This window comes from Citrobacter sp. RHBSTW-00017 (assembly GCF_013797615.1).
Lineage (GTDB): Bacteria > Pseudomonadota > Gammaproteobacteria > Enterobacterales > Enterobacteriaceae > Citrobacter > Citrobacter braakii.
The window spans coordinates 1,202,263-1,215,097 of the sequence record NZ_CP056899.1; the positions used below are offsets into that span (position 1 = coordinate 1,202,263).

The 12,835-nt window shown below is 50.3% G+C and carries 13 protein-coding genes; 4 read left to right on the top strand and 9 right to left on the bottom strand.

The genetic code is table 11. The annotated features are described in order from the left end of the window. Nucleotides 1–67: 67 nt before the first annotated feature. From mutS to HV037_RS05850, 4 genes are all read right to left on the bottom strand, one after another. A complete protein-coding gene (mutS, locus tag HV037_RS05830; RefSeq protein WP_016154205.1) occupies nt 68–2,635 on the bottom strand; it encodes a DNA mismatch repair protein MutS in 2,568 nt (855 codons plus the stop codon). Nucleotides 2,636–2,838: 203 nt separating this feature from the next. Then, nucleotides 2,839–3,351, bottom strand: a complete 513-nt coding sequence (locus HV037_RS05840; RefSeq protein WP_016154204.1) for a hypothetical protein — start codon at nt 3,349–3,351, stop codon at nt 2,839–2,841. A gap of 35 nt (nt 3,352–3,386) precedes the next feature. Beyond that, nucleotides 3,387–4,084, bottom strand: a protein-coding gene (locus HV037_RS05845) for an IS1 family transposase (protein WP_223274117.1) whose coding sequence is annotated in 2 segments (ribosomal slippage) — nt 3,387–3,835 and nt 3,835–4,084 — 699 coding nt in all. Because the reading frame shifts where the segments join, the coding sequence is not laid out codon by codon here. Between the two features lie 28 nt (nt 4,085–4,112). Continuing rightward, nucleotides 4,113–5,027: a winged helix-turn-helix domain-containing protein gene (locus tag HV037_RS05850; RefSeq protein ID WP_249414961.1), complete on the bottom strand. Its 915-nt coding sequence runs from the start codon at nt 5,025–5,027 to the stop codon at nt 4,113–4,115. 342 nt (nt 5,028–5,369) lie between these two features. Here HV037_RS05850 and HV037_RS05855 point away from each other — a divergent pair, with 342 nt between their 5' ends. Beyond that, nucleotides 5,370–5,615, top strand: coding sequence for a hypothetical protein (locus tag HV037_RS05855; RefSeq protein ID WP_249414962.1), 246 nt, complete (start codon nt 5,370–5,372; stop codon nt 5,613–5,615). Nucleotides 5,616–5,652: 37 nt separating this feature from the next. Next, entirely contained in the window at nt 5,653–7,056 is a 1,404-nt protein-coding gene (locus HV037_RS05860) for an ISNCY-like element ISKpn21 family transposase (RefSeq protein WP_001567368.1), read from the top strand. A 28-nt stretch (nt 7,057–7,084) separates the two neighbouring features. On the opposite strand, the gene HV037_RS05865 is transcribed toward HV037_RS05860, so the two are convergent. After that, nucleotides 7,085–7,717: a hypothetical protein gene (locus tag HV037_RS05865; RefSeq protein WP_001567369.1), complete on the bottom strand. Its 633-nt coding sequence runs from the start codon at nt 7,715–7,717 to the stop codon at nt 7,085–7,087. Between the two features lie 115 nt (nt 7,718–7,832). On the opposite strand from HV037_RS05865, the gene HV037_RS05870 reads away from it, so the two are divergent. Together HV037_RS05870 and HV037_RS05875 are read left to right on the top strand one after the other, a co-directional pair. Then, a complete protein-coding gene (locus HV037_RS05870) occupies nt 7,833–8,255 on the top strand; it encodes a helix-turn-helix domain-containing protein (protein WP_249414963.1) in 423 nt (140 codons plus the stop codon). A 228-nt stretch (nt 8,256–8,483) separates the two neighbouring features. Then, nucleotides 8,484–9,281, top strand: coding sequence for an EAL domain-containing protein (locus HV037_RS05875; protein ID WP_016157329.1), 798 nt, complete (start codon nt 8,484–8,486; stop codon nt 9,279–9,281). Nucleotides 9,282–9,389: 108 nt separating this feature from the next. On the opposite strand, the gene sitD is transcribed toward HV037_RS05875, so the two are convergent. Genes sitD through HV037_RS05895 form a run of 4 tightly spaced genes read right to left on the bottom strand, consistent with a single transcriptional unit; the run spans nt 9,390 to nt 12,827 of the window. Continuing rightward, entirely contained in the window at nt 9,390–10,241 is an 852-nt protein-coding gene (gene sitD, locus HV037_RS05880; RefSeq protein WP_016157328.1) for an iron/manganese ABC transporter permease subunit SitD, read from the bottom strand. Then, a complete protein-coding gene (gene sitC, locus HV037_RS05885; RefSeq protein ID WP_103284150.1) occupies nt 10,238–11,095 on the bottom strand; it encodes an iron/manganese ABC transporter permease subunit SitC in 858 nt (285 codons plus the stop codon). The genes sitD and sitC overlap by 4 nt, the downstream gene beginning before the upstream one ends. A 2-nt stretch (nt 11,096–11,097) precedes the next feature. Next, nucleotides 11,098–11,913, bottom strand: a complete 816-nt coding sequence (sitB, locus tag HV037_RS05890) for an iron/manganese ABC transporter ATP-binding protein SitB (protein WP_049268533.1) — start codon at nt 11,911–11,913, stop codon at nt 11,098–11,100. After that, a complete protein-coding gene (locus HV037_RS05895) occupies nt 11,910–12,827 on the bottom strand; it encodes a metal ABC transporter substrate-binding protein (protein WP_019077550.1) in 918 nt (305 codons plus the stop codon). Before HV037_RS05895 ends, sitB begins: the two co-directional genes overlap by 4 nt. Nucleotides 12,828–12,835 lie beyond the last annotated feature (8 nt).

Genomic DNA, 12,835 nt, shown 5'->3' on the forward strand with positions numbered 1-12,835 from the left:
TCAAGAAAGGCCAGTCTCATTGAGACTGGCCTTTTTCTTTAGGGCTAACGCTATCGGGCTCTTTTTACTACACCAGACTTTTCAACCGGTAGATCCACTCCAGCGCCTGGCGAGGCGTTAGCGAATCCGGGTCGAGGTTTTCCAGCGCATCAACGGCGGGTGACGTTTCTTCCGGTACTGACAGCAGCGACATCTGCGTGCCGTCGACCTGGGTTGCGGCAACATTTGGCGCGATGCTTTCCAGTTCGCGCAGTTTTTGCCGCGCGCGTTTGATCACCTCTTTCGGTACGCCAGCCAGGGCAGCGACTGCCAGACCATAGCTCTTGCTCGCCGCGCCATCCTGCACGCTGTGCATGAAGGCGATGGTATCGCCGTGCTCTAACGCATCCAGATGCACATTAGCGACGCCCTCCATCTTCTCCGGTAACTGCGTCAGTTCGAAGTAGTGGGTCGCAAATAAAGTTAATGCTTTGATTTTATTCGCCAGATTTTCTGCGCATGCCCATGCCAGCGACAGGCCGTCGTAGGTGGAGGTGCCGCGTCCAATCTCATCCATCAGCACCAGACTGTTCTCGGTGGCGTTATGCAGAATGTTGGCGGTTTCGGTCATTTCTACCATGAAGGTGGAACGACCCGATGCCAGATCATCCGCCGCGCCCACGCGGGTAAAGATACGATCGATAGGCCCGATCTCGACTTTCTGTGCCGGAACGTAGCTGCCGATATAGGCCAGTAGCGCAATCAACGCAGTCTGGCGCATATAGGTACTTTTACCCCCCATGTTTGGGCCGGTGATGATCAGCATCCGTCGCTGAGGCGAGAGGTTAAGCGGGTTGGCGATAAACGGCTCGGTCAGCACCTGTTCAACCACCGGATGGCGTCCCTCGGTAATACGAATACCGGGTTTATCGGTGAAGATCGGACAGGTGTAATTCAGGGTATAAGCACGCTCCGCGAGGTTGACCAGCACGTCCAACTCCGCCAGCGCGCTGGCGCTCTGTTGCAAATCAGCCAGGTGTGGCAGCAGCATGTCGAACAGTTCGTCATACAGCTGTTTTTCCAGCGCCAGCGCTTTGCCTTTTGAGGTCAGAACTTTGTCTTCGTACTCTTTCAGTTCCGGAATAATGTAGCGTTCGGCGTTTTTCAATGTCTGGCGGCGTACGTAGTTAATTGGCGCCAGATGACTTTGCCCACGGCTGATCTGAATGTAGTAGCCGTGCACGGCGTTAAATCCTACTTTCAGCGTGTCCAGACCGGTGCGTTCGCGTTCGCGGATTTCCAGTCTGTCGAGGTAGTCCGTGGCGCCATCAGCCAGCGCTCGCCACTCATCAAGCTCTTCATTGTAGCCTGGGGCAATGACGCCGCCGTCACGTACGAGCACTGGCGGAGCTTCCACGACGGCACGTTCCAACAGTTCACGCAGCTCAGTAAACTCACCCATTTTCTCGCGCAGCATCTGCACAGGGGCACTGTCTACGTTTTCCAGTTGTGCGCGCAGTTCGGGTAATTGCTGGAAGGCATGACGCATACGGGCCAGATCGCGCGGGCGCGCAGTACGCAGGGCCAGACGCGCCAGAATACGTTCCAGATCGCCTACCTGACGCAGCACGGGTTGTAATTCGCTGGTGGTATCCTGCAGCGCGCCGATGGTCTGTTGGCGCTCGATGAGGATTTTGGTGTCGCGGACCGGCATATGCAGCCAGCGCTTGAGCATACGGCTACCCATCGGTGTCACGGTGCAGTCGAGTACTGAAGCCAGCGTGTTTTCCACCCCGCCCGCCAGGTTCTGGGTGATTTCCAGATTGCGGCGTGTGGCGGCGTCCATGATGATGCTGTCCTGCTGACGCTCCATGGTGATGGAACGAATATGCGGCAGCGAGGTGCGTTGGGTATCTTTTACGTATTGCAGCAGACAGCCGGCAGCGCATAATCCGCGTGGGGCGTTTTCCACGCCAAAGCCAATCAGATCCCGCGTGCCGAACTGCAGATTTAACTGCTGACGGGCGGTATCAATTTCAAATTCCCACAGCGGACGACGACGCAGGCCGCGACGTCCCTCTATCAGCGAGGTTTCGGCAAAATCCTCGGCATACAGCAATTCAGCGGGGTTGGTGCGCTGCAATTCCGCGGCCATGGTTTCGCGGTCAGCGGGTTCACTGACACGAAAACGCCCGGAGCTGATATCCAGCGTAGCGTAGCCGTACCCTTTACTGTCTTGCCAGATGGCGGCCAGCAGGTTGTCCTGGCGTTCCTGCAACAACGCTTCATCACTGATGGTGCCTGGCGTGACAATACGTACCACTTTGCGCTCAACCGGGCCTTTGCTGGTTGCCGGATCGCCAATCTGTTCACAAATAGCAACGGACTCACCCTGATTGACCAGCTTGGCGAGGTAGTTTTCTACCGCATGATGAGGAATGCCTGCCATCGGGATTGGCTCGCCCGCAGATGCGCCGCGTTTGGTCAGGGAGATATCAAGCAGCTGAGACGCGCGTTTCGCATCGTCATAAAACAGTTCGTAAAAGTCGCCCATGCGGTAAAACAGCAGTATTTCCGGGTGCTGAGCCTTCAGCTTGAGATACTGCTGCATCATCGGCGTGTGGTTCGTGAAGTCCGTATCAAGTGACTCTTTCATATCGTTTTTGCTCTTTTTAATCTTTTGGGTACCTGGGTCGTCTCATGCGAGCCCCTGGAAACTCACATAAACCCACAAATTTGTCATTCGAAAGCCGCCTGAAGGGCAGTAACGACGAGCTTTGGCTCGGTCAGAATGGCCTATCTTATCACCGACAACGACTGAGATTCATCCGTAGGTTTTACCGCCAGAACGCTTATTGATTATTCATTTTCCGGCAACGCATAATTCTGGCAGTACAGATAGGGGATCCCCTCTTTGGTAATCAAATACGTCTCTCTATTCAGCGCAAAAAAATCGACGTTGGATACGCTGGTGTTGGTCAGGAAGAAGTCGGGGAGGAGTTCCTGAATGAGACTGGCGGGTGCTGTTTCGCGATTGGAGATTTGGATTTTCTGCGAAATCCAAACCGGGCTTGAGCCGTAGCTGGATTGCGTAAAAAGTACCATGCGTTGCACGGTCTGCTCATTATTTTCGGCATCTTTGATAATGCCATCAATATTCACAATACCTTTGCTGCCGCCGGTTTTGATATCAATGATCCCTCGGAATGAGCTTGTATTGCGTACAATCTCGATGGCAGACCGACAGGTCAGATTATGTAACTGACCATTGTTTTTACTGTACCGGTAGACGGCGGTAACAATTAGCGCAGCAAAACAAAGCAACAGGATAATACCTGTCTGGATGCGGGGCGTTCGGGAATAAAAATTCATTAGCTATCATACCGTGGGTAGGTAATGACTCCAACTTACTGATAGTGTTTTATGTTCAGATAATGCCCGATGACTTTGTCATGCAGCTCCACCGATTTTGAGAACGACAGTGACTTCCTGCCCAGCCTTGCCAGATGCTGCCTCAGATTCAGGTTATGCCGCTCAATGCGCTGCGTATATCGCTTGCTGATAACGTGCAGTTCTCCCTTCAGGCGTGATTCATAAAGCGGCCAGCCATCCGTCATCCATACCACGACCTCAAAGGCCGACAGCAGGCCAAGAAGACGCTCCAGCGTGGCCAACGTGCGTTCACCGAATACGTGCGCCACAACCGTCCTCCGTATCCTGTCATACGCGTAAAACAACCAGCGCTGGCGTGATTTAGCGCCGACGTAACCCCACTGTTCGTCCATTTCCGCGCAAACAATGACGTCACTGCCCGGTTGTATGCGTGAGTTTACCGACTGCGGCCTGAGTTTTTTAAGTGTCGTAAAATCGTGTTGAGGCCAACGCCCATAATGCGTGCACTGGCGCGACATCCGACGCCATTCATGGCCATATCAATAATTTTCTGGTGTGTACCGGGCTGAGAGGCGGTGTAAGTGAACTGTAGCTGCCATGTTTTACGGCAGTGAGAGCAGAGATAGCGCTGATGTCCGGCAGTGCTTTTACCGTTACGCACCACGCCTTCAGTAGCTGAACAGGAGGGACAGCTGATAGAAACAGAAGCCACTGGAGCACCTCAAAAACACCATCATACACTAAATCAGTAAGTTGGCACCATTACCCCGTGGGTAATAAACCGACTGACAGGCGTTTTCCTGCCTGTTTTTCATCGGTGAGCGACATACAAGCACGGATAATTTTTTGGATTCAGGGTAGGTGGTGATATAGATAAATTTATGGCTCTGACACAGCCCAGGATTTTTGTTGATAAATGCCGTATGTCGGGAGAAGTTACTGGCATCATTATTAAAATAGTACTGACAGTCAGTGGGGGCGTTGTCTGCGGTGATATAGCCGGAGAAATAGTTATCACTGGTTTGCCACGGATACATTATAAGCACACAAATTATCAGGGTAATAGCAAGTATTACCATTTCAGCAGTGGTGATCAAAGGTTGGCGCGCTGTGTCATCTGACAGTTCTTCGATGGCGACATCCGGCACTAAGGGTTCTGCTGTAAAAGATACGCTCTCCTCCGGAGTTTCAATCACCTGAATATTGAACTCTTCCTGGATGATCAGCCCTTTGCGGGGGATCGTGGTGATAAGCGGTTGCTCCAGTTCCAGCTGCAGCAAACTTTTGCGCAAAGAGAGAATGCTTTGATAAAAGGCGTTGAAGCTCACCTGGCGGTGATTTTTACCCCAGCCGAATTCCAGTAGTTCGTTTTGGGAAACCACTTGCCCACGATGTTGAATAAGTAATAAAAGACATAATGACGCCGAGTGTTTGAGTTTTATCCGCTGATTGGGTTGATCTATCCGCGCCAGCGATTGTGTAGCTGGCGTAAATATTATTATTTTTTCAATCAGATAACTGACATTGCCAGTCTCAGACATGATGTTTCTACTCTTGCTGGTGCGCCAGGCGGTTGGCGAGTCATGATACCACTTAGCCCATAAAGACCACCAGTATGGACCCGACCCTGCAGCGAGAACCGCGAAGTGTTTCAATTTCGTATCATAATATAACAACAAGGATAACTTTTTAATGAAAATAAACCATATATAAATCAATGCATTGTGTCTTTTTGGCTACGTTGCAAAGAACAGAAAGATGAAATAACAACGACAAAGATGATTGCCATTAATTCTTTATGGACAGCGTCATATACTGCCTGGCGCCACCACGCGAAAACAGCATGAGTCTGAACGCGTCAACGGCACCAGGGAATGCCGGTGGTAGATGTAGATGGGAATAAATGTCAGCTTGTTGGTGAGCTGACATTTATTTTTCGTGTTGAGTAAAAATCCACCCTCGTTTTGACAAAGCCATAATTTGCGGTAGAGAGTCCCATGTTCCAGAAAGATATTGAAAATGCTGTAGTGCTTGTTGGTGATGAAATGAAAAAGTCAGATAATGCCTGGCTGTCCTTACGCAAAAAACGCCAGCGTATTGATCTGAAGAGTGATGGAAATATCTTGTTTCTGGAGAAAGGGGCCGTCTCTGTTCATCGTGTGGAAAATGATTTGGTGATGGTATGTAATGGCTCAATAGTAATGTCCGCCTGTGGCTCAATTCAGATGTCCGCGCTATGGTAAGCTTCACTGGTCCGTTTAAACTACCGGGAGGCATATCATGAGCGCAGAAAGCTCAGGAGTGTTTACTTTGAAAGAGATCAACCGGATCAAGATTATACAGGACGTCATTGAACGTCGCATCACAACGCGCCGTGCGGCCGAGCACCTCGGTATCAGCGACAGGCAATGCCGCAGACTTCTTGCCCGTTACCGTGAAGGCGGACCGCTTGGTATGGCCAGCAGACGATGTGGCATGCGTGGTAACCGCCAGTTGCCACCCGGGCTCGCAGATCAGGCTCTGGAACTGATCAAGACGCGTTATGCTGATTTCGGTCCGACTCTGGCGCGTGAAAAGCTCGAAGAACTCCACGGACTGTTTCTTGGCAAAGAAACTGTCCGGCGCATCATGGTGCGGGCTGGCTTATGGGTTCCCCGTAAACAACGTGCCGCAAGGATCCCTCAACCACGGTACCGGCGTCCGTGTACTGGTGAGCTGATACAAATAGATGGCTGTGATCACGACTGGTTTGAAGGCCGTGGCCCGGCCTGCACCGCGCTGGTCTATGTTGATGATGCAACCAGCAAACTGATGGAACTGTTGTTTGTTAAATCGGAGTCCACGTTTTCTTACTTCGAAGCCACGCGGCGCTATATCGATAAGCATGGTAAACCGCTGGCACTGTACAGCGATAAAGCCGGTGTTTTTCGTGTTAACAATAAACACGCCACAGGCGGAGACGGGCATACTCAGTTTGGGCGAGCCATGCATGAACTGAACATCCAGACTATCTGTGCAGAAACCAGTCCCGCCAAAGGGCGTGTAGAACGAGCTCACCTCACTTTACAGGATCGTCTGGTCAAAGAGCTGCGGTTACAGGGCATTTGTTCAATGGAGGCTGCAAATGACTTCGCTGAGGCCTATATGGCTGACTATAACCGCCGTTTTGGCAAAGTACCGCGACATGATTTTGACGTACACCGTGCTGTAGAACATGATGAGGACCTGGGGCTTATTTTCACTGTTCGTGAAAAACGTAAAGTCTCAAAATCGTTGACGATACAATATGATAAAATGTTGTACCTGATTGAAGACAGCGAACTGAGTCGCCGTGCAATAGGTAAATATATCGATGTGTATCACTATCCTGATGGCAGAAAAGAGCTGCGCCTGAACGGTACGCTACTTCCCTACTCTACCTACGACCGACTGTCAGAAATCGACCAGGGCGCGATTGTCGATAACAAGCGTCTTGGCCGAACCCTGGAGTTTATCAGTCTGGTGCAGAGCAAGCGGGATAACACGCGCTCTCAGTCAATTCCCGCTGGAGATGGCCCTTCCCGACGACGGCCAAAGCAGGAAGGGAAGAAATCCCAGCGCTCACTGGATAATGATGACATGCTCGAAGCACTCAAACAGCTTCAGTCACGTTCAGAGGACATTTTTGGTAAAAGAGCCCGCTGATGGTACTCACTGGCCGGACAGTGGTTGCTCACCAGTTGATATTGTCCGGCCAGACCCATGATGTATTATTCATTTCGTTCAGCATCTTTATGTCCTGCTTTTCACGGGCATACTTACCCCATAATGAATGAAAAGAACGAACAATACTGATTAACTGCTTTTTTCTTTGCTCCGGAGATAGGCTGATAAAATAGCAGCACCTGCTGTCAATATTATCCTCAATGAAATTAAAATCAGAGTCTGATGCATATTTTACTGTTAGCATAATATCATTCGACGTTGTTCTCTCAGACTCTGTTAATGCTGATTCTATCAGGTATTCAAAGGCATACATGACAGACAGCTGGTTTTTGTCTGTCTGAATATAACCCATTGAGTTTCTGAGTATTGAGGACTGTACCAGGACCAGAGGCCATAAAAGCTCAACACCATAAAGCTTATATGTATCATGTTGATCATACTGATGTTGCTCAACACGACGATTACCTTCCCGTGCTTTACGAATATCATAGGCAAGGGATAACATAAATCCGTCTTTAACTTTAATCAGTGGGCTTTCATCCACGATGTAATGAATGAGTTCATGTAATTCATTCAGGGCTTCTGAATCTCCCCACAGTATAAAACCTGCATTGTTCGGCGTTAACTCGTATCGAAGCATGGGCTCAATCATCCTGTTGTTTCAGTCGGAGGAAAGTCTATCAGTAAAGAGAATGAGAGATCAAAGTGGTCATTTTAATTGAGCTGGATAACGGACATTTCAATTGAGCCTTGACATGGTAAGTATATCTGCACCGGCCATCCTCGGCTTGCCACAAATGCGTACGGAAGTTGCCGGACACTATTTACGTTGTGATACCGATTGTGAAATGTGGGCGATGAGTGCACCCAATGCCGAACTTTTGTTCACTGCGAAGAATCTTTGGAAACATGCATTTGATATTTTAACGCTACATCTGCAACGCTATTTTCAACGAGAAAAATTGCAATCGCATCGTACTATCCGTGAATTGATTATTGAACACCTGAAATATATTTGGTCGATGGAGCCTGAGATGCGTGAAAACACATCTGTGTATACATTCATTCTCGCTCGAAATCATATCTCACGCAGTGCTATCCACAAAGTATTGCAGGAGTTAGTGAGTGACGGAAAAATAATTATGAAGCGAGGGAAACTCTCTTTTTTTGTATGTTAAAGTTAACATTAAAAGCATCTGACGTGTTTTTTTGCACTCAGCTGGAATGATAATGAAAAAACTGGGTTTGTGATTTTTGTTGATTATCAGTATGTTGGTTTTTGTCTTTTTCTTCACCGCTGATGCCAGCTACGCGGAATGTCCATTTTTATCTATAAATTAGTATTTATTTATTAATTTGATATGAATATGATGTTCCCTCCAATAATAACAAAAGTCATATCGCCAATGACCAACGGCAGGCCGGAAAACCTTGAGGCACAGCATAGCCGACTGTTTGGCAACCCTACTACCGATACAACGGATGTTCGCGCTGCACTGCAAAACGCGTTGGATCACAATACCTTTGTCCTGCTGGCCCAGCCTATCGTCAGTACTCGTGGTGATGAATCCTATCATGAGATATTGATCCGCATGCTCAATGAGCACGGGGAATTTCTTTCCCCTGACCATTTTCTGTCGGTTGCACGCGACACAGGGTTAGCACCCGATATCGATCTTTGGGTTATTGAGAACACCCTGAAGTACATGCGCTACCATCCGCTGAGTTGTTTTTCCATTAACCTGGCGCCAGTGACGCTATGTCGTTCAGGTATCGTTGCAAAGATAACTGCGTTGTTGCAGGAATATGTGGTGATACCGCAACGGATTATTTTTGAGATAACCGAGGCTGATACCCTGTCAGATAAAGAACACACGGCAGATACACTACGCTTACTACGTCAATTGGGATGCCGAATCGCGATTGATGACTTCGGTGCCGGGTTTGCAAGCTATGAACGCCTGATGAACATTGAAGCAGATATTTTGAAGATTGATGGGTCTTTCGTTCGTGGGATTATAAAATGTGAGGTTAGTCGCTATATCATCGAATCTTTCTGCCGGGTTGCGGCAATGAAAGGTATGCAGGTTGTCGCCGAGTTTGTTGAAAGTGCCGAAATCCAGATGCACCTGGAACACATGAATGTCGGGTGGTTACAGGGATACCACATTGGCAAGCCAAAACCGTTGTTCACGTTAGAGTAATCTATAATCCGTTTATTTAAACGTATTATCACGATGCTGTAATCTGCCGATAATATAACCTCCTGGCGGAGGCTATATTAATATCAAGAACATTAGCTGACCAATAATTTACGGATCCTGCAGCTGAAGCTGATTCTCTAAACGCCGATCTCGCAGGGTTGCATAAATAAAGGTAATCACAAACAGCAGGGAAAATAGTACGACGATGGTGGGAGCCGGCGCGCTGTCGATGAAAAATGACAGGTACACGCCCATAAATGAGGTAATGACCGACATCGCCACCGCAAGCCATAAGGCGTGGGAAAATTTCCGCGTCATTAAAATCGCGATGGCGCCAGGTGCAATCAGTAATGAAATTGACAAAATAATCCCTACCGATTTTAGCGTGGCGACAATCGTCAGGGCGATCATGCACAATAGGCCGTAATGCAGCAGTGCGGTGTTAAGCCCACTGGCCTTTGCCTGATGTGGGTCGAACGCATGCAGCAGCAAATCTTTCCATTTAAGTCCGATGATAAGCGCGATCCCCAGAGTAATAACCGCGGTTTGCATGATATCGCTTAACGATACGCCCAGCATGTCGCCGAACAGAATATGATCGAGATGGACTTCTGACTGGATAGAGACGTACAGCACCAGACCCGCACCAAACATCCCGGAGAAAATAATACCCATGATGGTGTCGCGTTTGATGCGGCTGTTATCGTCGAGGTATCCGGTCGCCACCGCGCAGAACAGACCGGCGATAAACGCGCCAATTGCCAGCGGGATGCCCGCAATCCACGCCAGGACAATCCCTGGGAAAACCGCATGACTCATGGCATCGCCCATAAGCGCCCAGCCTTTGAGTACTAAAAATACCGACAGCAGCGCGCAGGGCACAGCGACGATGGTAGAGATGACCAGCGCATTAACCATAAAGCTAAACTGAAAAGGTTCCAGCAGCGTTGTTAAGATCATACTTGCTCCTTGTTCACCAGACGGGCGCGGCGGCGATTTGCCAGCAGACCGTGTTTTGGTGCGAAGACAAATGCCAGCAGGAACAGCAGCGTTTGCAGAACGACGATAATTCCGCCGGTTGCACCGTCCAGCCAGTAGCTTAGCCAGGCGCCGAAAAAGCTGGTCAGGCTGCCGAGCGCCACGGCGATGGTGAGCAGGCGAGGAAAACGATCGGTCAGCAGCCAGGCCGTCGCACCGGGCGTAACCACCAGGCAAATCACCAGAAAGGCGCCGACGGTTTGCAGTGCGGCGATCGTGGAAACGGAGAGCAACGTAAAAAACAACAGCTTCAGCCGACCCGGATTCAGACCGATAGACCGCGCGTGGTTTTCATCAAAAAAGACCACCATCAGATCTTTCCACTTCAAAAACAAAATGGTCAGCGAAACCACGCCGATGATCGCCAGTTGCAGAATATCTTCCGGCGCAATCGCCAGGATGTTACCCAGAATAATGGTCTGAATGTTCACCGACATCGGATTAAGCGACACCATAAATAGCCCGATACCGAAAAAGGACGAAAAAATCAGCCCGATAATGGCATCTTCCTTCAGGCGTGAACGCTGATTGAGAATCAGCATGCTGCCCGCCGCCAGTCCACCGGAAAGAAATGCGCCCAGCGCGAAGGGAAGCCCTAACATATAGGCTCCGGCCACGCCTGGAACGATCGAGTGCGACAGCGCATCGCCAATCAGCGACCAGCCTTTGAGCATCAGATAGCAGGAGAGAAATGCGCACAGGCCGCCGACCATCGCCGAAACCCACATGGCGTTGAGCATGTACTGGTAGCCAAACGGCTCCGTCAGCCAGTTCATGATTACTCCCCCTCGCTTGCCGCGCGTCGCGAAATAAACGGACGTTCATCATCGGTAATCACGTGTTGTTCACCGCCGCTCAGCGCGACGTGACGCAGAACGCCGCTGAATGCCAGCTCGAGATTCTCGTGGGTAAAGGTGGTTTCGGTTGGTCCACTTGCCAGCACCGTGCCCTTAATCATCACCGTGTAATCGCAAAATTCGGTGACGGATCCCAGATTATGGGTAGAGACCAGCATAGTCCGGCCTTCATCACGCAGTTCACGCAGCAGATCGATGATCCGGGCCTCGGTTTTCACATCCACGCCGGTGAAGGGTTCATCCAGTAAAATAACCTGCCCGTCCTGTGCGATGGCTCTTGCCAGAAAAACGCGTTTTTTCTGCCCGCCGGACAGTTCACCTATCTGGCGATGGCGATAGTCCAGCATATCTACCCGCGCCAGCGCCGCATCCACGCAGTCGTGGTCGATCTGTTTTGGTCGACGCAGCCACCCCATATGGCCAAAGCGGCCCATCATCACAACATCTTCCACCAGTACCGGAAACGACCAGTCCACCTCTTCTGACTGGGGGACATAGGCGATCAGATTCTGTTTGAGCGCCTTATTAACCGGTTGTTGCAGAATAGATATTTTCCCTTTCGCCAACCGGACAAAACCCATCAGCGCTTTAAAAAGCGTTGATTTTCCCGAACCGTTTACGCCGACCAGAGCGGCAATTGAGCCGCCCGGAACCTGAAAAGTGGCATCCCGCAGCGCGGTGTGGCCGTTGCGATACGTCACCGTAACCTGATTCACGGTAATCGCAGATTGACTCATTTTTGGCTCCTTAACCCGTCGTTGATGCCGCTGACGATGGTTTCTGTCGTCACGCGCAGTAAATCCAGATAGGTCGGTACCGGACCATCGGCAGCGCTGAGCGAATCGACATACAGCACGCCGCCGTAATACGCGCCAGACTCGCGGGCGACCTGACGCGCAGGTTTGTCGGACACGGTGCTTTCGCTAAATACGGTAGGGATTTGATGTTTTCTGATCGCATCGATCACTTTGCGTACCTGCTTGGGCGTGCCTTGCTGATCGGCATTGATCGGCCATAGATACAGCTCTTTCAGGCCGTTATCACGCGCGAGGTAAGAGAATGCGCCTTCGCTGGTGACCAGCCAGCGTTTATCAGCAGGGAGCTTCGCCAGTTCTGCATGCAGTGGCGCCAGAGTCTGCTGGATTTTCGCTTTATAATTCTCCGCATTTTTCTGGTAGGTTGCGGCATGGTCGGGATCGTATTTCATCAGCGCATCGCGAATGTTATCCACGTAGATAAGCGCGTTCTCCGCTGACATCCAGGCATGCGGATTCGGTTTGCCGTTGTATGGCCCTTCGCTGATACCCATTGGCTGCACGCCATTTGAGACCATGACCTCCGGTACGCCGGACAAATTTTGATAGAAGCGGGCAAACCATAGTTCGAGGTTAAGGCCGTTGGAGAGAATAAGCTGTGCGCCTTGTGCCCGTTTAATATCCCCCGGTGTGGGTTGATATTCGTGAATTTCTGCCCCGGGTTTGGTGATGGAACTGACGTCCGCCGCGTCACCTGCCACATTGCTTGCCATATCGGCAATCACCGTAAAGGTGGTTATCACTTTGAACTTTTCTTTCGCCCAGGCAGGTGACAGCGTAAGCGCCGTTAACACGCTGGCAAGGAGAAATGACTTCAGATGGGGCAGATGCGGCATAGTATCCC